Source organism: uncultured Phascolarctobacterium sp., assembly GCF_958349595.1.
Lineage (GTDB): Bacteria > Bacillota > Negativicutes > Acidaminococcales > Acidaminococcaceae > Phascolarctobacterium.
The window spans coordinates 161801-179268 of record NZ_CATWDQ010000003.1; the positions used below are offsets into that span (position 1 = coordinate 161801).

Annotated in this window: 20 protein-coding genes, 4 tRNA genes and 1 riboswitch; of the genes, 21 read left to right on the forward strand and 3 right to left on the reverse strand. The window is 50.0% G+C overall.

Annotated elements, in window-relative coordinates; all coding sequences use genetic code 11:
- The first annotated feature begins 151 nt into the window (after positions 1 to 151).
- From Q4G98_RS04130 to Q4G98_RS04170, 9 genes are all read left to right on the forward strand, one after another.
- Entirely contained in the window at positions 152 to 643 is a 492-nt protein-coding gene (locus Q4G98_RS04130) for a hypothetical protein (RefSeq protein ID WP_298563324.1), read from the forward strand.
- A 27-nt stretch (positions 644 to 670) separates the two neighbouring features.
- Complete coding sequence (locus Q4G98_RS04135) at positions 671 to 2068, forward strand: NAD(P)/FAD-dependent oxidoreductase (protein ID WP_298563326.1); 1398 nt, start codon at positions 671 to 673, stop codon at positions 2066 to 2068.
- A 24-nt stretch (positions 2069 to 2092) separates the two neighbouring features.
- Positions 2093 to 3616 carry an ABC transporter ATP-binding protein gene (locus Q4G98_RS04140; protein WP_298563328.1) on the forward strand — a complete coding sequence of 508 codons (1524 nt, stop codon included), beginning with the start codon at positions 2093 to 2095 and terminating at the stop codon, positions 3614 to 3616.
- On the forward strand, positions 3613 to 4689 hold the full coding sequence (locus tag Q4G98_RS04145; protein ID WP_293661159.1) for an ABC transporter permease: 1077 nt from the start codon (positions 3613 to 3615) through the stop codon (positions 4687 to 4689). The genes Q4G98_RS04140 and Q4G98_RS04145 overlap by 4 nt, the downstream gene beginning before the upstream one ends.
- Positions 4682 to 5611, forward strand: coding sequence for an ABC transporter permease (locus tag Q4G98_RS04150; protein WP_177560379.1), 930 nt, complete (start codon positions 4682 to 4684; stop codon positions 5609 to 5611). The genes Q4G98_RS04145 and Q4G98_RS04150 overlap by 8 nt, the downstream gene beginning before the upstream one ends.
- Positions 5612 to 5626: 15 nt before the next feature.
- On the forward strand, positions 5627 to 5977 hold the full coding sequence (locus tag Q4G98_RS04155) for a hypothetical protein (protein WP_293717505.1): 351 nt from the start codon (positions 5627 to 5629) through the stop codon (positions 5975 to 5977).
- A 114-nt stretch (positions 5978 to 6091) separates the two neighbouring features.
- Complete coding sequence (locus Q4G98_RS04160) at positions 6092 to 6529, forward strand: universal stress protein (RefSeq protein ID WP_177560375.1); 438 nt, start codon at positions 6092 to 6094, stop codon at positions 6527 to 6529.
- Positions 6530 to 6564: 35 nt separating this feature from the next.
- Entirely contained in the window at positions 6565 to 7002 is a 438-nt protein-coding gene (locus Q4G98_RS04165; protein ID WP_177560373.1) for a universal stress protein, read from the forward strand.
- A gap of 232 nt (positions 7003 to 7234) precedes the next feature.
- The gene (locus Q4G98_RS04170) at positions 7235 to 8866 is read left to right on the forward strand and encodes an EAL domain-containing protein (RefSeq protein WP_298563332.1); all 1632 of its coding nucleotides are present in this window, start codon (positions 7235 to 7237) and stop codon (positions 8864 to 8866) included.
- A 61-nt stretch (positions 8867 to 8927) separates the two neighbouring features.
- Here Q4G98_RS04170 and Q4G98_RS04175 read toward each other — a convergent pair whose 3' ends face one another.
- Genes Q4G98_RS04175 through Q4G98_RS04185 form a run of 3 tightly spaced genes read right to left on the reverse strand, consistent with a single transcriptional unit; the run spans position 8928 to position 10403 of the window.
- A complete protein-coding gene (locus Q4G98_RS04175; RefSeq protein WP_298563335.1) occupies positions 8928 to 9158 on the reverse strand; it encodes a hypothetical protein in 231 nt (76 codons plus the stop codon).
- Between the two features lie 9 nt (positions 9159 to 9167).
- Positions 9168 to 10118 carry a magnesium transporter CorA family protein gene (locus Q4G98_RS04180; protein ID WP_177560367.1) on the reverse strand — a complete coding sequence of 317 codons (951 nt, stop codon included), beginning with the start codon at positions 10116 to 10118 and terminating at the stop codon, positions 9168 to 9170.
- A gap of 39 nt (positions 10119 to 10157) precedes the next feature.
- The gene (locus Q4G98_RS04185) at positions 10158 to 10403 is read right to left on the reverse strand and encodes a TIGR03905 family TSCPD domain-containing protein (protein WP_298563338.1); all 246 of its coding nucleotides are present in this window, start codon (positions 10401 to 10403) and stop codon (positions 10158 to 10160) included.
- Between the two features lie 314 nt (positions 10404 to 10717).
- Here Q4G98_RS04185 and Q4G98_RS04190 point away from each other — a divergent pair, with 314 nt between their 5' ends.
- The 12 genes from Q4G98_RS04190 to Q4G98_RS04245 all read left to right on the forward strand — a co-directional run bounded on the left by Q4G98_RS04190 (position 10718) and on the right by Q4G98_RS04245 (position 16995).
- Positions 10718 to 12130 (forward strand): sodium:solute symporter family protein, encoded by a 1413-nt coding sequence (locus Q4G98_RS04190; RefSeq protein ID WP_177560363.1) that lies wholly within the window; start codon positions 10718 to 10720, stop codon positions 12128 to 12130.
- A gap of 4 nt (positions 12131 to 12134) precedes the next feature.
- A complete protein-coding gene (locus tag Q4G98_RS04195; RefSeq protein ID WP_177560361.1) occupies positions 12135 to 12566 on the forward strand; it encodes a HutP family protein in 432 nt (143 codons plus the stop codon).
- Between the two features lie 32 nt (positions 12567 to 12598).
- Positions 12599 to 13264: an L-serine ammonia-lyase, iron-sulfur-dependent subunit beta gene (gene sdaAB / locus Q4G98_RS04200; RefSeq protein ID WP_293661151.1), complete on the forward strand. Its 666-nt coding sequence runs from the start codon at positions 12599 to 12601 to the stop codon at positions 13262 to 13264.
- Positions 13265 to 13272: 8 nt separating this feature from the next.
- Positions 13273 to 14169, forward strand: coding sequence for an L-serine ammonia-lyase, iron-sulfur-dependent, subunit alpha (sdaAA, locus tag Q4G98_RS04205; RefSeq protein ID WP_298563343.1), 897 nt, complete (start codon positions 13273 to 13275; stop codon positions 14167 to 14169).
- A gap of 41 nt (positions 14170 to 14210) precedes the next feature.
- Positions 14211 to 14594, forward strand: coding sequence for a RidA family protein (locus Q4G98_RS04210; RefSeq protein ID WP_293546739.1), 384 nt, complete (start codon positions 14211 to 14213; stop codon positions 14592 to 14594).
- A gap of 102 nt (positions 14595 to 14696) precedes the next feature.
- Positions 14697 to 14772 (forward strand) — tRNA-His (locus tag Q4G98_RS04215).
- Positions 14773 to 14794: 22 nt separating this feature from the next.
- Positions 14795 to 14870: transfer RNA gene (locus Q4G98_RS04220), tRNA-Gln, on the forward strand.
- A 4-nt stretch (positions 14871 to 14874) separates the two neighbouring features.
- A tRNA-Lys gene (locus Q4G98_RS04225) sits at positions 14875 to 14950 on the forward strand.
- Between the two features lie 16 nt (positions 14951 to 14966).
- Positions 14967 to 15050 (forward strand) — tRNA-Leu (locus tag Q4G98_RS04230).
- A 162-nt stretch (positions 15051 to 15212) separates the two neighbouring features.
- Entirely contained in the window at positions 15213 to 15743 is a 531-nt protein-coding gene (locus Q4G98_RS04235) for a flavodoxin (protein WP_301961849.1), read from the forward strand.
- Positions 15744 to 15768: 25 nt separating this feature from the next.
- Positions 15769 to 16533 (forward strand): heparan-alpha-glucosaminide N-acetyltransferase domain-containing protein, encoded by a 765-nt coding sequence (locus tag Q4G98_RS04240; protein ID WP_298565950.1) that lies wholly within the window; start codon positions 15769 to 15771, stop codon positions 16531 to 16533.
- A gap of 81 nt (positions 16534 to 16614) precedes the next feature.
- The gene (locus tag Q4G98_RS04245; RefSeq protein ID WP_177560351.1) at positions 16615 to 16995 is read left to right on the forward strand and encodes a MerR family transcriptional regulator; all 381 of its coding nucleotides are present in this window, start codon (positions 16615 to 16617) and stop codon (positions 16993 to 16995) included.
- Between the two features lie 64 nt (positions 16996 to 17059).
- Positions 17060 to 17217, forward strand: a riboswitch (M-box (ykoK) riboswitch).
- Positions 17218 to 17468: the final 251 nt, after the last annotated feature.

Genomic DNA, 17468 nt, shown 5'->3' on the forward strand with positions numbered 1-17468 from the left:
GCTATCATAATAAAAGTGGTTTTGACCGCAGGCTTTCAGGCCTGCGGTTTTTTATGCCGACGGCGTATTTATCGGCAGAACTTAGCAGGATTTTTCGGGAAGACTGCGAATAATAATAAGTGGTTTACTATGCCTGAAGGAGGGTATGCAAATGGAGATGGATCAGGAAACAAAGGTCACTGTTATTGACGACAGGATGCGTCAGGAGGAAGCCGAGACTTTGTGCCGCTGGGCGGCTGCCAGGGCCGGCGTTATCGTAGTTGCTCCGCTGCTGGGAACGATGGCGCTGATTGCCAATGATGTGTATCTGGTGATAAAATTAGGCAGCGTTTATGAGGAAGAAATCGGCGAAAAAGCAGCTGTCAGCCTGCTGAGCTCTTTGGGCGCTTATTTTGTTGGCAGTACGCTGACAACGCTGATACCGTTTGCCCCTTTGCAGATACCGGTAGCAGTGGGGAGCACCTATGCTTTGGGCCGGGTCGTTACCGAATGGCTGAAAGCCGGTAAACCGGCTGATCTGAGCGCGTTTAAAACTGTGTATGACGATGCTTTGCGTGAAGCAAAGAAAAATATTGAGCTGTTTAAAAATGATCCCAAAAAAGATGAGCCTCTGGGCGATGAAAGCAAAAAATACGATCTGTGATCAAAACATACAGAACGGAGGTCCTTTATGTACGAGAACTATGATGTGGCGATTATCGGCGGCGGGCCGGCGGCGGTTTTTGCTGCGTATGAATTTACCTTGAAATATCCGGCGGTCAGGCTGATCATGCTGGAGGAAGGCAATCCTATCGAAAAAAGGCAGTGCCCGCTGGCTGCAAAAAAAGTGGACCATTGTCTGCGCTGCGTGCCCTGTGATATCATGCGCGGCTTTGGCGGCGCCGGCGCTTTTTCCGACGGTAAATATAATTTCACAACGGAATTTGGCGGCTGGCTTAATGAGTATATTCCCGAAAAGACAGTGATCGAGCTGATCGATTATGTTGATGAGCTGAACTGCCGTCATGGCGCTCCCGGCGAATATTTCAGCACGAAAAACAGTACGATCGGCGGTCTGGCGCTGGGGCACGATCTGCATCTTTTAAACGCCAAGGTGCGGCATCTGGGTACGGAAAACAACCTGATCATTATGGAGAATATCTATAAATATCTGGCGGAGCGGCTGGAGATCCGCTGCAATACCCATGTGGAAACTATCAAACGGCATGGCGACGGTTTTGAACTGAGCGTATGCGGCGAGGATAAAGCTGATATTCGCTGTGATTATCTGATCGCGGCTCCCGGCCGGGCCGGCGCAGAATGGTTCACTGAACAGTGCCGCGGGCTGGGCTTGTCTTTTATCAACAATCAGGTGGATGTAGGCGTGCGGGTAGAGGTGCCGGCGCAGGTCTTTAAACACATCACCGATGAGGTCTATGAAGCGAAGCTGGTTTACCGGACCCGTCAGTACAACGACCTGGTGCGTACTTTCTGTATGAATCCTAACGGTTATGTGGTCGCCGAGAATACGGACGGTATCATCACGGTCAACGGGCACAGCTTCCGTGACCCCAAGCTGCACAGCCATAATACGAATTTTGCTTTGCTGGTCAGCAATAAGTTTACGGAGCCGTTTACGGAGCCGCATCAATACGGCAAACGTATTGCTTCGTTTTCCAATATGCTGGGCGGCGGGGTGCTGCTGCAGCGCTTCGGCGATCTGATCAAAGGCCGGCGCACGAATGAAAGACGTCTGGAAAAGAGCTTTACCAAGCCGACACTGGCAGCTACGCCCGGAGATCTGAGCCTGGTGCTGCCCAAACGGCATCTGGATAATATCATCGAGATGATCTATGCGCTGGATAAAGTGGCGCCGGGGATGGCTAACGCCGATACTTTGCTGTACGGCGTAGAGGTAAAATTCTACAGCGCCAGGCTGGAGCTTGATGATAAACTGGAAACGAAGATCCCGAACCTGTTCGCAGTCGGCGACGGCGCCGGTATCACCAGGGGACTGTCACAGGCCAGTGCCAGCGGTGTTTATGTCGCCCGTCAGATCGGCGCACGCATGAGCGGGGAAGCAAAATAATTTTATGATGAACGGAGCAAAGTCATGACCTTGCCTCTTATCAGTATGCGGCAGATAACGAAACGGTTTCCCGGCGTTATCGCCAACAATAAAATAGATCTGGACTTGTATCCCGGTGAGATACATGCGCTGCTGGGTGAGAACGGCAGCGGCAAAAGTACTTTGATGAGTATTCTTACGGGACTTTATAAGCCTACGGAAGGCTGCATCCTGGTCAATGGCGAAGAAGTAAGATTTACTTCGCCTGCTGACGCTATTGCCAGCGGCATCGGCATGGTGCATCAGCATTTTAAGCTGATCGAATCTTTTACGGTAGCTGAAAATATTGTTTTGAGCCAGAGCAAAGGCGGATTTTTGCTGAAGCCGGAGCAGATCGTGGCTGATATTGAAAGTCTGGGCGAGAAATACGGTCTGCGGGTCGATCCGCGGGCCTATGTCTGGCAGCTGGGCGTAGGCGAAAAACAGCGGGTAGAGATCCTGCGGATGCTGTATCACCGCAGCCGGGTACTGATCCTGGACGAACCGACAGCTGTGCTGACGCCGCAGGAGACCCGCGAGCTGTTCGTCAATCTGCGCAAAATGGCGGATGACGGCTGTGCTGTCGTTTTTATTTCGCATAAGCTGAATGAAGTGGAAGCGCTGGCCGACCGGGTCACGGTTTTGCGCGGCGGCTGCGTGACCGGCAGTGCCGATAAGGCCAATATGCAGCGCGGTCAGCTGGTGCAGATGATGATCGGGCGTGAGGTGCTGAATACCTACGAAAAAAACTGTGAGCACTGCGGCGAGACCGTGCTGCAGCTGCAGCAGGTTTCAGCTCTTAACGATATGAACACGATGGGACTGAATAATGTCAGCCTGGAGGTCAGGGCCGGCGAGATCTACGGTATCGCGGGGGTCTCGGGCAACGGACAGAGGGAGCTGGCTGAGGTGCTGGCCGGTCTGCGGCCGTCAATGGGCGGGAAGATCATTTTTTACGGACAGGATCTTACCAATAAAAAACCGAAGCAAATGATCGAGGCCGGTATCAGCTATGTGCCCGAGGACCGTCTGGGTATGGGACTGGTGCCGAATCTGGACTCGGTCAATAACGTGATTTTGAAGGAATATGACGGCAAATTTTCCCAAGGCTGGCGGATCAGGCGCGAAGCTGCCATAGCGGCTACCAAACGTATCGTCGAAGACTTTGACGTGAAGCTGGGGTCGATCTTCCAGCCGGTGAAGATGATGAGCGGCGGCAATCTGCAGAAGCTGCTGCTGGGACGGGAGATAGCCGCTAAACCCAGGCTGATGATCGTACTGTATCCGGTGCGCGGTCTGGATATAGGCGCTATCGAAGCGGTGCACAAGCTGCTTTTGCAGCTGAAAGCGGAACAGACGGCGATCATTCTGGTGTCGGAAGAACTGGAGGAAATTGCCAAGCTGGCTGACCGGGTCGGCGTGATGTTTGCCGGGCAGATTTTAGGTGAATTCCCTGTCAGTGCAATGGACACAGAAAAAATCGGCGCTTTGATGGCGGGTATTACCGAGACGGGAGGTGCGGACGTATGAAACTGGTCATGGAAAAACGTCTGGCTCCCAGCTCGCTGATGCGTTCGCTGGTGCCGGTAGCGGCAGCTTTGGCGGCGTTGGTTTTCTGCGGCATCTTTTTTGCAGTAACGGGGCGTGATCCTTTTGAGGTCTATTACGCTATGTTCAGCGGCGCTTTAGGTTCTGAGTATGGTATTTCGGAAACAATCGTCAAAATGATCCCGCTGGCGATGTGCGGTTTAGGTATCGCTGTCGCTTTTCGGATGCAGATCTGGAACATCGGTGCGGAGGGTCAGTTTTATATGGGTGCCTGTGCGGCCAGCTGGCTGCCGCTTACCTTTCCTGAGCTGCCTGCTTATGTCATGCTGCCGGGTATGCTGCTTTTGGGAGCTGCGGCTGGCGGACTCTGGGGTCTGCTGGCAGGCTGGTTCAAAACCAAGTGGCTGGTCAGCGAGCTGATCACGACGCTGATGATGAATTATATTGCTATTTTATGGGTCAATTATCTGGTCTACGGTGCCTGGCGCGATCCCAAAGGCCTGAATTTCCCGCTGACAGCAGCCTTCAGTGAGGCGGCGCTTCTGCCGGCTTTCGGTGATTTGCGCGTACACGCCGGTATCATTATCGTATTTGTTTTAGCGGCAGTCTTGGCTGTAGTTTTCCGAGATTCCCGCTGGGGTTACGAGACGCTGGTCATCGGCTCCAATCCTACTGCCGCCCGTTATGCGGGCATCAATATTCCCCGGAACGTTTTACTGGTGATGCTGCTCAGCGGCGCTATCTGCGGTATGGGCGGCATGATCGAGGTCAGCGGTATCGTCGGTAAGCTGCAGCCGGGCATCAGTCCCGGATATGGTTATACGGCGATCATTGTGGCCTGGCTGGCGCGTCTGCATCCGGCGGCGATCATCGTAGTGGCGTTTCTGTTTGCGATCATCCATGTCGGCGGTTTTATGGTACAGACGCTGGGGATACCTTCTGCGGTGGCAACAATGCTGCAGGGCGCTATTTTATTCTTTGTTGTCGGCGCTGATATCTTCACCAATTATCAGCTGCGTCTGATCAAAGATGAAGGAGGCGAAGAGCATGAATGAGACTTTGCTCATTTCAATTTTAGCCGCCTCGATCACGGCCGGGACGCCGATTTTATTTGCCGCACTGGGCGAGCTGATTTCTGAACGGGCCGGTGTTACCAATCTGGGTGTGGACGGCATGATGCTGGTGGGTGCCTGTGCCGGCTTTATTGCCGCTCAGCAGACGGGCAGCCTGTGGTGCGGCGTAGGCATGGCGCTGCTGGCTGGCTCGCTGATGGCGTTGATACATGCTTTTCTGACAGTCACCCTGAGGGCTAACCAGGTCGTCAGCGGTTTGGCTCTGACCTTGTTTGGCACAGGCTTATCAGGTTATCTGGGCCTGGATTATGTGGGACAGCAGGCGACCGTTGTTTTCAGCAAGCTGGCCCTGCCGGGGCTCAGTGAGATCCCGGTGCTGGGGCCTGTGCTGTTCAGGCAGGATCTGCTGGTGTATCTCAGCTATCTTTTAGTGCCTGCTGCTGCCTTTTATCTCTATCGTACCCGGGCCGGGCTGTTTATGAGGGCGTTGGGTGAAAATCCGGCGGCTGTTGACGCTGTCGGCGTCAATGTTTTCCGATTGCGCTATGTGTACGTGGTTATGGGCGGTGCTTTGGCCGGGCTGGGCGGTGCGTATCTGTCACTGGCTTATGCTCCCTGCTGGCTGGAAAATATGACGGCCGGGCGCGGCTGGATCGCGGTGGCCCTGGTGATTTTTGCCTTATGGGACCCCTGGCGCGCTCTGCTGGGATCGTATCTTTTCGGCGGTATCGACGCGCTGGGGTTTCATCTGCAGGTCATCGGCCTGCCGGTATCTGTTTTTATTCTGAATATGCTGCCGTATATTTTTACGATCGTGGTTTTGATTTTGGTCCTGGCCCGGAAGGGTGGACGGCTGGCAGCGCCTCAGGCGCTGGGGCTGCCTTATGACAGGGAAGAACGTTAAACGAGGAGAGCTGTTATGGAATTTTTCATTTTCTTATGCTTTATGTCTTTTGTTTCTTTTGCCGTAGCCTTTCTGGCCTATGGGCTGGTGATTCGTTTGCTGGGCACTGCCAGTTCTGCCAGCCGTTATGCTCAGATCATTCTTGTGCCGGTAGCTATCATCGGTTACGATTTTCTGACGATCACGGCGCCGGCAGAATACCGTTATGTCGTTGGTGCTTTGCCGATGCTGGCTTTGGGATTGATGCTGCTGTATTACCGTTTTGGCAGAGGCGGCAGCATGGATGATGCTCCGGCGCCGTCGGAGATCAAAAAAGTGAGTAAAAAATCACTTAAGCATCAGGCGAAAAAAAATAAAGTTAAATAATTGGTCTTTAGCAGGAATTCAGGCTTTAAAAAGAGAAATTAACAGTAAAACCAATAATTGTATTATTGATTTTGAAGATTCTAAGAGCAGTTAATATAGCGGGAGGTGCGAATTATGTTTAAAAAAATCTTAGTACCTGTAGACGGTTCTGAAACCGCATGGCGCGCATTGAATAATGCGTTGGAGATCGGTAAAAAATTCGAGAGCGAGATCCTGGTAGTGAATGTCATCCAGCCTTATAATAATGCAGCGCTTTTAGCGGTTCCTCTTGATCATGCAACGATCAACCAGGGCAACAGCGAATTGGAAAAAGTCGGCGATAAGGTTTTGGAACTGGCCAGGGAAATGGTTGGCTCCTATCCGCATAAAGTCGAATACGATATGGAAGTAGGTCATCCGTCCGAGCGTATCATTGCTTTATCAAAAAAAGCAGAAGTGGACGCAATCGTTTTGGGCAGCCGCGGACTCAGCGGTATTGCTGAATTTTTCCTGGGCAGCGTCAGCTCCAAGGTTTCTCAGTATGCAACTGTACCGGTACTGATCGTAAAATAAGGTCATATTTAAAGTTTTAATGAAGGATGATGAACATGTTAAAGAAAATCCTCGTACCTATCGACGGGACTGAATATTCCTGGCGAGCCATGGAATATGCCGCTTCGCTGGCCAAACTGTCGGGTGGACACCTGGTTATTTTGACGGTCGTTAAGCCGGGGATTAAAGCTGTTGGCGGCGCACCGCTGGAAGAAGAGCTGGTCTACAGTGCCAACGGGCCTGTGATGCAGATCGGTAATGAAGTTCTGGGAGCCGCGAAACATTTGATGGATAAACAGGATATTCCCTGTGATTATTTACTGGCTGTCGGCAGCAGACCTGCCGAAGAAATAATCAAACTGAGCCGGCGCGAAAGCTGTGACAGCATCGTGATCGGCAGCCGCGGTTTTGGTGCGCTGGAAGGGCTTTTAAAAAGCAGCGTCAGTAAGACAGTGGTCGAAGAAGCCGGAGTACCCGTCATTGTAATAAAATAATAATAGTTTTTAAGGCGTTATGTATTATATACATAACGCCTTTTTATTTTACAATAAATGAAATTGTTATATAAAATCAAAAATATTGAATATAATTTATAATAATGCTATAATACAAACAGATAAACAAAATAGAAACTTTTAATATTGTTAAAAATCAATAGCACAAAGAAAGCTTTTTAAACAAAAGTAAAAGTATTGGGATTGTAATATTTATAGAAGAGGTGTGGAAATGAACTCAGAAATGATGGGATTCGACCAGTTTCCCCGCATAGCGCGGACAGAGACAGCCAGAGCGATCTATCTGATTGATGTTGATACCTGCGAAATTGTTTACATGAATAATTACGCTAAGGAAATGCTGCAGATGGCTTATGACGACGAGAGCTATTGTGGGAAAAAGTGTTACGAATTTTTGCAGGGACAGGACCGGCAGTGCAGGTTTTGCCGCAACAGCCAGCTGACAACGGAGCGTCTGTTTGTGGAAGAAATATACCAGCCGTCGGTACAGCGTTATTTGCAGGTTAAGAGTATCCTCTTCAATTATATGGGACGCCGGCTGCGTTTTGAAATTTTATATAATTTCAAAGAAGATGAGCTGGAACAGCAGAAAAAATATCTGGACCGTAAGCTGGAACAGATTCGCTGGGTCGATAATCTGACAGGCTTATATAATAGGGAAAAATATAACAGCATTTTAAGAGAAATAGAAGAGAAAAAAATCTCCCGGATAGGTATCGTTGATATGGATATCAATGGCCTGCGCAATATCAATGCCACTAAAGGTTACCAGTCCGGGGATAAGGTTTTAGTCAAAATAGCAGAGCTGGCAAGGAGTGTTTTTGGAAGCAATGCTTTTCGGATCGGCAGCGATGAGTTTATCTGTTTGGCTATCGATGACAGTAAGACTGATTTTGAAGCAAAAGTAGCGTCGCTGAAAAGTAAATTTAATGCGGAACCGGGGTTCAGGGTCGCTTTAGGCAGCTTATGGTGTGATGACTGCGACGATATTTACAGAAAAGTGTCCCAGGTCAACGCGGTCATGGAAGCAGGCAAGTCATCAGGTTATGCAAGGCTGGACGCTGATTACAATTATAAGGCGGAAAGAGCGCACCGGCTGCTGGCAGAAATAGCGGCAGGCAGATTTACAGTTTATCTGCAGCCCAAGATAAATTTACAGACAGGACTGCTGGATGGGGCCGAAGCTTTAGTCAGGAAATTTGACGAACAGGGCAATGTAGTAGCGCCGGATAATTTTATTCCTGAATATGAAAAAAACGGTCTGATAAATTATATCGATACTTTTGTCTTGAAGACGGTCTGCCAGCTGTTGAAAGAGTGGCGCGAGCAGGGTGCCGAGCCTTTTAAAGTGTCTGTGAATGTGTCGCGGGTAACGCTGATCGCGGAGGATATCATTAAAAACAGTATTGAAACCTGCAGAGAATATGGTATCGACCCCGGTCTGATAGATGTAGAGATCACAGAAAGCTTTGGTTTACTGGAAAAAAATTTGCTGGTAGATTTAATAAGCCGTCTGCATGAGGCGGGGTTCAGCATTTCCATGGATGATTTCGGCACCAGCTTTTCTAATCTGGAGCTGCTGTCACAAGTACATTTTGATACGGTGAAATTTGATAAAAGTCTGACAGACAGTATCGTTGACAATCCCAAAACGCAGATCCTGTTTAAAGCGGCAGTGTCGATGTGCCGCGAGTTTGGTGATACGCTGACGCTGGCAGAGGGGATTGAAACAGAAGAGCAACTCAAAGTTTTGCAAAAACTTGGCTGTCAGTTTGGTCAGGGCTATTATTTTGATAAACCTTTGCCGCCGCAGGTATTTTGGGAACGTTATATACAAAAATGAATAACATAAAAATAACACCGCTGCCTTAAACCTTAAGGCAGCGGTGTTTTAATTGCTTGCTTCAATAAGAGCGGCGTCCCATTTCCGGATGTACCACGGGTTTTAGATGCAGGCGCTTGACCTGTTCGACGGCTTCTTCCAGCGGCAGGTCCTGACGTTCGGCCTTGCTTTCAAAAATGCAGCAGGGGCTGTCACTGCCAACTTCGCCGCCGGGAAGATAAATGTATTCCTGATTATCGTTGTCGCCGAGAATGATACCGGCGAGTAATTGTTCTGCTAGTATTTTAGACATAAGGCCCTCCTAAAACATACGGCGTTTCCACAGCCAGTAGCCTGTGCCTACAGAAATCAGCAGGGCGATGGAGGTGATGGTAACGAAACCGAATTCGTTGCCTTCCATGGGGACCGGTACGTTCATGCCCCATAAGCCGCCGATCGTTGTGGGGATCGCCAGGATAATGGTTACAGAAGCCAGGAATTTCATGACCAGGTTCAGGTTGTTGCTGATGATGGAGGCGAATACTTCCATCATGCTGTTAAGAATGTGACTGTACATTTCAACCATTTCGATGGCCTGCTTGTATTCGATGATAACGTCTTCCAGAAGATCTTCGTCTTCTTCGTAGAGCTTGATCAGATGTCCGGACTGATTTGTGGAACGCAGCCGCAGCAGCTTTTCGGTAACGATGTAGTTGCTGCGCAGTGAGGTCGTAAAATACGTCAGGGATTTTTGGAGATCCAGCAGATTGAAGAGCTCGGAATTTTCCATGGATTTACGCAGATGCTGCTCCAGTTCATCAGTACGTTTAATGATGATACGGATATATTTCAGATATAAGGTCGCTGATTTATAAAGGATCTGGAACAGGAAGCGCGTTTTTTTGAAGGTGCTGAAGAAACGGTGGTTATAAGAAGAGAAATCGGCAACAACGGCGTTAGGCTCCAGACAGACCGTAACAATGAAATCTTCGGCGATAATAATGCCGAGCGGCAGGGTGTCGTAGTCCTTGTTGCTGCGCAGAAAAGGAATGTCGACCAGGATCAGGATCTGGTCGTCTTCGGTCTCGATACGTGATTTTTCTTCTTCGTCCAGTGCGGCCGTCAGAAAATCCAGCTGGATATTTGTGGCGGCTGCTATTTCATGCAGTTCTTCAGGCGAGGGACTGACAATGTCGATCCAGCAGCCCTTTTCTAATTGTTCAAGTTCAAATTCATCAATACCGTTGGGTGTACTTTTGAGGATCTTATACATTGCAGGTGCCCTCCTTTCCTTAAAATTTTGCTTTAGCTGTTATTTGTGCAGATGCTGCTCCAGAGCCAGGGCCAGCTGGTCGCCACAGGAGGTGCTGCGGTTGCCGCAGCGAATGCCGCGTAGTTTTGCGGCAACCTCTTCAACGGGAAGCCCTTCGACCAGGATGCCGATAGCCTGGAGATTGCCGGGGCAGCCGTTGACAAAAGTAACATTGTGTACTTTACCGTCAATGATATCGTAATTGATCTGCTGGGAGCAGGTACCGCTGGTTTTATAAGAATACATAAGTTTAAACCTCGCTTGTTGGGGAATTTCAGATAAATAAATCTTCTGTAATCTTTTTTACATTCGACATAAAAAGCTAAAATCCTTGTTGTGGGCAGGAAACTATAAAAAATTTTACAAGACCGCCAACTGATATAAATGACGTAAAGAAAGTAAAAAAGTATTTTTAAAAGCTGTTTTACTTCACTTTGCAGCAGAAAATTGATATAATTATATCCATACTTGAAGGGGTAGGAGGGTAGGATGGCAGCAGGCGCCGATGCAGGCGCGGATTTGGTTTTATTAAGCAGCAGCGTAGAAAGGTAGTGTGGAATTTGTCTATTCAGTTGATTATCGTGTGCGTGTATATCGCGCTTTTGTTTGGGATCAGTTTTTATGTGAAACGGCGGGCCGATAAAGGCTCAGCGGAATATTTGTTTGCCGGGCGCAAGCTGGGGCCGGTTCTGATCGCGGTCAATATTACGGGGCTTGCCGTAGGCGCGGCTTCGACAGTGGGCGTGGCCGAGAATGCTTTTAAAGTAGGTATGGCGGCAGGCTGGTATAATGCGGCCTGGGCGGCAGGCGCTATCATTATGGGGCTGGTGGCCGCAGGTAAGCTGCGAGCCATGAAGATTTCTACGATTCCCGAATTTTTTGAAAAATACTATGATACCAAAGGCCGTGTCATCAGTGCTGTCGGTCTTGTCATCATCATGTCTGTTATTACGGCGCTGCAGTATTTGGCTGGCGGGGCGATTCTGGCTTCGCTGCTGCCTGATATTTTCAGCTTTAAAGGCGGCATGATGATGAGCGCCGTCGTTTTCATCGGCATTACCCTGATCGGCGGCTTGTGGTCTTCCGGTCTTTCCAATATCGTCAGTGTCTGCCTGATCTATCTAGGCGTGCTGTATTCCTGCGTTGCCGCTGTCAATAATGCCGGCGGTATCGGGAATATTACAGCGCAGTTGCCGCCAACGCTGGACTGGTTCGATCCTTTAGCGGGGATCCCGCTGGCGGTCATTATCGGCTGGTTTATCGTTATGATCACGCAGGCGATCACGGCGCAGGGGCCTGTACAGATAGCCTGCGGCGCCCGTGACGCCAAAACTGCCCGCAAGGGATTTATTTTAGGCGGTATCCTTATTTTTCCGATCGGTTTTTTATGTGCGCTGCTGGGTATCGTGGCCAAGGTTTCCTTCCCCGATATTACGGCGACGATGGCGCTGCCGAAGGTCGTTATGAGCCTGAATCCGGTGGCTTCCGGCACGACGCTGGCAGCATTGTGGGCGGCTGACGTTTCTACGGCCTGCACGATCCTTCTGGGAGCGGGAACTTTGTTCAGTCAGGATATTTACAAGCGTTTTATCAATCCCTCGGTCAGTGATGAAAAATTTGTCACGGTCAACCGGCTGACGATTTTTGGCGTCGGCCTGATAACCCTGTGGTTTGCTTTTAATGCCGCTGGTATTTTGAAGACCATGATCGCCGGTCTGTCGATGACGACCGCGCTGACCTGCGTATTTTTATTTACGGTGTTCGCGCCGGGACTCTGCCGCAGAAGCAGTGCTTTTTATACGACGCTGGTCGGGCTTTTGGGCCTGGTAGTCTGGGAATTTGTGCCGGCGCTGCATGTGCTGCAGCATGTTATTTATTTTGAATGGCTGATTTGTATCGTGACCTTCCTGGCAGTAGCGGTTATTGATAAAACTCCGATCAAAGTACCCGAATATGTAGAAGAAGAGGCTTGATATTATGACCGACAGCAAACTCACCAGTATCGAAATTGGCCGTGCGGCCTTAAAAATAGCTGTGACCGGTTCGCGTACCGAAGAGCAGCGGGTCAAGCAGGAGCTGGCTGAACATGGGATTCGTTCAACGGCGGTGGATTTTGGCGGAGAATTTATCCCGTCGATTGTCAAGATCGTTGAACGTGCCGTAGTGGCGGCTCAGAGGCAGGGGCTCGTTTCGGATACGCACGTGGGTGCCGGTGCGGTAGCAGGGGCTGCCCATGCGGCTTTAGAGCAGGTTAAAACCAAGGCGCTGGGCTTCAATGTGGGCGGCAAGATCGGTATTGCCCGCTGCGGCGAGCATCTGTGCGTGGCCATTTATATGGCGGTAGGCGTGCTCAATCTCAACGAGCTGTGTGTCGGATTAGCGCATCGTTCGCTGGATAATGTGGAATAAGGGCGCGGAATAGTAAAAACAGTGAGGTTATTATGAATATATTCGATGTTATCGGTCCGGTGATGATCGGTCCGTCCAGTTCGCATACTGCGGGCGCCGTACGTCTGTCGCTGCTGGCGATCAGTATTCTGGGCGCCTGGCCGGTAAAGGCACAGATCGCCCTGCACGGCAGCTTTGCCCAGACGTACCGTGGCCACGGTACGGATATGGCGCTGCTTGCGGGACTGATGGGCTGGCTGCCTGATGATGCGCGGATCCCGCAGGCGATGGAGTTTGCGCGGGAGCAGGGGTTGGAATATGAATTTTCGACGATCAATTTAGGCGATCTGACTCATCCCAATACGGTTTATTTTAAATTGACCGCTGCCGACGGCAGGCAATGCGAGGTCATTGGTTCTTCTATCGGCGGGGGGCAGGTCCTGGTAACGTCTATCGACGGTGCTGCCGTAGAATTGAGCGGCAAACTGCCGGCGATCCTGACCCTGCATAAGGATAAGCCGGGGGTCATTTCCCTGGTCAGCAGCGCTTTGGCCAGTGCCGGCATCAACATTGCGGGGATGCGGGTGTTCAGGGCCAATAAAGGCGGACTGGCAACGATGGTCATCGAATGTGACCAGGTAGTGCCGGAGCCAATCATCAATCTGGTGGCTGCTTTGGAACCTATGCAGTCGGTACGGTTCATTCGTAATGTTTTGTGAGGTGCAGCGTGATTAACGAGAAAATTTCTTTAAGAATCTGGATCGAAGCCGCAGCAGCTCAGGGAGTACCTTTGCATACTTATCTGCTGCAGCTCAGCAGTGAAGAGCTTGAAAGAAGTGAAGCAGAGATCCTGGCTCAGATGCAGGAAATGCTGCAGGTGATGGAAACATCGGCAGCCTTTGGTCTGACGGGAGTGCGTTCGCACAGCGGTCTGACCGGTGGGGCTGCGAAAAAGCTGATGGAAGCCGGTCAGACGGAAACGTATAAAAATCTTTTGGGCGGCGTGGTGAATGACGCTGTGGCTTATGCCATGGCCGTGGGCGAATGTAATGCGGCCATGGGGCGCATCGTTGCCGCTCCGACGGCAGGTGCCAGCGGTGTCCTGCCTGGCGTATTGCTGTCGCTGAAAAAACATTATGCGCTGAACGAGCGGCAAATGGCTGAAGCCCTGGTAGTGGCAGGTAATATCGGCCTGGTGATAGCCAACCGTGCTTCGCTGTCGGGCGCCATGGGCGGTTGTCAGGCCGAGTGCGGCAGCGGCGCCGCTATGGCGGCAGGAGCCGCTGTAGATGTGCTGGGTGGAACGCCGGAGCAGGTAGGCCATGCCGTGGCAATAGTTTTCAAAAATATGCTGGGTCTGGTGTGCGATCCTGTGGCCGGCCTGGTAGAAGTACCCTGCATCAAACGCAACGGCGGTGCGGCGGCGCAGGCTTTGTTGGCGGCTGAACTGGCTCTGGCCGGTATCACCAGCTTTATTCCTGCCGACGAGGCGATCGATGCTATGAAGTCCGTCGGTGACCGGCTGCCGTGCACGCTGAAAGAAACAGCGGAAGGCGGCCTGGCGCAGACCCCGACGGCACTGGCCTGGGCACAGGCTTATTTTGCTGCTGATAATAAAAGCTGAAAATTTTATTTATAATGAGGATCAATATGGAGGTGTTTCAAATGAAAAAAATCATCAATACTGAAAAAGCACCGGCCGCTATCGGGCCGTATTCTCAGGCTGTACAGGCCAATGGTATGCTGTATATGTCCGGTCAGATAGCTTTGGTACCGGAAACAGGCGAAGTAGTGGACGAAGGTGTTGAAGCACAGACGATCAGAGTGCTGAAAAATATGGAGGGCGTACTGGCTGCAGCTGGTTTGACCTTTGACGATGTCGTAAAAACTACGGTTTTTCTGACGGATATGGAAGATTTCAGCGTTGTCAACAGTATTTACGGCGAAAAATTTGCCGAAAACGCTCCGGCACGTTCCTGCGTGCAGGTTGCCGGGCTGCCTAAAGGCGTTAAAGTGGAAATCGAAGCGATCGCTGTCTGCAGGCAATAAGCCCTTCAGTAAATGTAAAAAAGTTTATAAAAAAGATTGACAGAAACTAGTGGCTATGGTAGAATAACATTCGTCGCCAAGCTATTAAGTTTGGACAATTTGGTGGCTGTGGTGAAGCGGTTAACACGGCGGATTGTGGCTCCGTTACTCGAGGGTTCGATCCCCTCCAGTCACCCCATAATTATCCTGTTTTCTATCCTTGGGGCGTAGCCAAGTCGGTAAGGCACGGGACTTTGACTCCCGCATGCGTTGGTTCGAGTCCAGCCGCCCCAGCCAATGTGATCCACTAGCTCAGTCGGTAGAGCACCTGACTTTTAATCAGGGTGTCCCGCGTTCGAGTCGCGGGTGGATCACCATTTTTTTTGCCTGTTTGCGAGTGTGGCGGAACTGGCAGACGCACTAGACTTAGGATCTAGCGCCTTCGGCGTGCAGGTTCGACTCCTGTCACTCGCACCAATTAAAGCATAAAACCTTCGAGATTAATCTTGAAGGTTTTTTTTATTTGAATCACTGTCATCTGCCGGAAAGTATTATATAATGATAGAACAGAGTAATTTTTTACCTGGATCTTGATTTGGAGTTAACTTTAGGTGTTACTCTTAAAAAGGAGCAAGACAGATGAGCTTTGCAAAAGAAAAGAATCTGATCGTCTATTTTTCGCATGCCGGTGAAAATTACAGCGGCGGTAAAACTATATATCTGTCTGTCGGTAATACGAAGCGCGTTGCTGAAATACTTAAAGAACAGACTGGCTGTCAAACCTGGGAGCTGGAAACGGTCACGCCGTACCCTGCTGGTTATCAGGCGTTGAGCGCACTGGCCCAAAAGGAACAGCGCAATGCTTCCCGACCGAGATTGTCGGCTTGCCCGCAATCGCTGGAGGGCTATGGAGGAATATTTTTAGGCTATCCTATCTGGTGGGGCACTGTGCCGATGGCAGTGCTGACCTTTTTAGAAAAATACAATTGGCAGCATCTGCGCCTCTATCCTTTCTGTACCCATGAAGGCAGCGGTCTGGGGCGGAGCCTTAAGGATATTACTGCCGCCTGCCGTCAGGCGGAGATCATGTCGGGACTGGCTGTTCGCGGAGCGGAAGCCATGTCGGCGCAGGCAGAAGTGCGAAACTGGCTCTCTAAAGTATTGGCTTGAATTTAAGTGCTGGGGAGGGGTCGTTATGGCGGAGCAGATTAAGAAAACAAGATATGCTTTGCTGGACAGTCTGCGGGGTCTGCTGCTGCTGGAAATGATCGTTTATCATTATCTGTGGGATCTGGTATATCTGTTTGAGCAGGAGCTGCCCTGGTTTCATGATGATTTGTTTTATTGGTGGCAGCAAAGTATTTGCTGGCGTTTTATTTTTCTTTCGGGCTTTTGCTGGCCTTTGGGAAAAAGGCCTGTACGCAGGGCTTTGCAGGTTTTGACCGGCAGTATGTTGGTGCTGGTCGCAACTCATGTTTTTGTACCGCGGCAGGCGGTGACTTTTGGCGTTTTGTTTTTCCTTGGTTCAGCCATGCTGCTGCTGACGCTGCTGGAACGGCAGCTGAGCAGAGTGAGGGCGGGCTGGGGCGTTGCTGTGAGCGGAGCTTTGTTTGGCATTACCCGCAATATCAACGACGGCTATTTAGGCTTTGAACAATGGAATTTGTTGAAACTGCCGGAACAGCTGTATTTAAATAAGCTGACTACTTATGTGGGCTTTACGGAAGCCGGTTTTGCTTCCAGTGATTATTTTTCGCTGCTGCCCTGGTTCTTTTTATATCTGGCCGGCTATTACAGCTGGCGTTGCTGTACAGAACAGGGCGTTTTACCGGAGATATTCAGCTGGGGCAGCCGCTGCCTGAGTTTATGCGGCCGACGGTCTTTGCTGGTCTATCTTCTGCATCAGCCTGTTTTATACCTGCTGCTGACGCTGTTTTGGCACGGGAAGAGCTTGTTTTAAGCGGAGCCGGGAAAATAAATTATTGCTTGACTTAGAGTTGACTCCAGGTGTTAGAATAACCGTAAGAGGAGGTGTTGCTCTATGACGATTGCCGAAGTTAGTAAAATGTTTGGCCTGACTGCTGATACATTGCGCTATTATGAACGGATCGGTTTGATACCGCCGGTCAGGCGCAGTAATAGCGGTATCCGTGATTATGATGAGACTGCCTGCAACTGGGTAGGGTTTATTAAATGTATGCGCGGGGTGGGTATCCCTGTCGAAATGCTGATAGAATATGTAGCGTTGTTTCGGCAGGGAAACAGTACGATCAGTGCGCGCAAGGCGCTTTTGATAGAGCAGCGGCAGCAGCTGGCGGATAAAATTATTGAAATGCAGTCAGTGCTGGAGCGTCTGGATACAAAAATCGCTGGCTATGAAGCAAGCTGTTTGAAATTTGAGCAAGAGCATCTAAGAACATAGAGAAAATATAATTTTAAAATAAAGTATTGACAAATTTTAATAAGACAATATATAATTTAGGAACTGGAGATTCTGGTAGGTGAGGCTACCATAGGGATACGGATTGCTGCCGCGGAGTGGTGGAGACACCATGAGAAGGTTTGAACAGGCTATGTCGACAACAAGGCATAATCTAACGCAATTTCATCGCCCTGTGGAGTTAAAGCTTGAACAGGGCCGGTTCTGATTGAACTGCAAGGTAATTTTGTTTTGTTACCCGCGTCTTTGTTTAAGCATTGACGCGGTTTTTTTATTTGCCGCGGCCCGCCGCAGAATTTTGATTATAGATATTTTAGCGAAAAAGTGAGGTGAGAAGAATGGACGCAGGAGGCAGTAGGGGCATAAAACCAAAAGGCGAAGGATCAGGAAGCAGTCTGCTTTCAGGGCGTCTGTTCTTCCACGACAATTACATATAAATACTTTGTCTTTTCGTT

Coding starts and splice junctions, on each gene's coding strand:
- Q4G98_RS04165 (WP_177560373.1), top strand. CDS start 6,565: ATGTTAAAGAAAATCCTCGTACCTATCGACGGGACTGAATATTCCTGG.
- Q4G98_RS04170 (WP_298563332.1), top strand. CDS start 7,235: ATGAACTCAGAAATGATGGGATTCGACCAGTTTCCCCGCATAGCGCGG.
- Q4G98_RS04130 (WP_298563324.1), top strand. CDS start 152: ATGGAGATGGATCAGGAAACAAAGGTCACTGTTATTGACGACAGGATG.
- Q4G98_RS04155 (WP_293717505.1), top strand. CDS start 5,627: ATGGAATTTTTCATTTTCTTATGCTTTATGTCTTTTGTTTCTTTTGCC.
- sdaAB (WP_293661151.1), top strand. CDS start 12,599: ATGAATATATTCGATGTTATCGGTCCGGTGATGATCGGTCCGTCCAGT.
- Q4G98_RS04140 (WP_298563328.1), top strand. CDS start 2,093: ATGACCTTGCCTCTTATCAGTATGCGGCAGATAACGAAACGGTTTCCC.
- Q4G98_RS04245 (WP_177560351.1), top strand. CDS start 16,615: ATGACGATTGCCGAAGTTAGTAAAATGTTTGGCCTGACTGCTGATACA.
- Q4G98_RS04240 (WP_298565950.1), top strand. CDS start 15,769: ATGGCGGAGCAGATTAAGAAAACAAGATATGCTTTGCTGGACAGTCTG.
- Q4G98_RS04195 (WP_177560361.1), top strand. CDS start 12,135: ATGACCGACAGCAAACTCACCAGTATCGAAATTGGCCGTGCGGCCTTA.
- Q4G98_RS04180 (WP_177560367.1), bottom strand. CDS start 10,118: ATGTATAAGATCCTCAAAAGTACACCCAACGGTATTGATGAATTTGAA.
- Q4G98_RS04235 (WP_301961849.1), top strand. CDS start 15,213: ATGAGCTTTGCAAAAGAAAAGAATCTGATCGTCTATTTTTCGCATGCC.
- Q4G98_RS04150 (WP_177560379.1), top strand. CDS start 4,682: ATGAATGAGACTTTGCTCATTTCAATTTTAGCCGCCTCGATCACGGCC.
- Q4G98_RS04175 (WP_298563335.1), bottom strand. CDS start 9,158: ATGTCTAAAATACTAGCAGAACAATTACTCGCCGGTATCATTCTCGGC.
- Q4G98_RS04145 (WP_293661159.1), top strand. CDS start 3,613: ATGAAACTGGTCATGGAAAAACGTCTGGCTCCCAGCTCGCTGATGCGT.
- Q4G98_RS04210 (WP_293546739.1), top strand. CDS start 14,211: ATGAAAAAAATCATCAATACTGAAAAAGCACCGGCCGCTATCGGGCCG.
- Q4G98_RS04160 (WP_177560375.1), top strand. CDS start 6,092: ATGTTTAAAAAAATCTTAGTACCTGTAGACGGTTCTGAAACCGCATGG.
- Q4G98_RS04185 (WP_298563338.1), bottom strand. CDS start 10,403: ATGTATTCTTATAAAACCAGCGGTACCTGCTCCCAGCAGATCAATTAC.
- Q4G98_RS04135 (WP_298563326.1), top strand. CDS start 671: ATGTACGAGAACTATGATGTGGCGATTATCGGCGGCGGGCCGGCGGCG.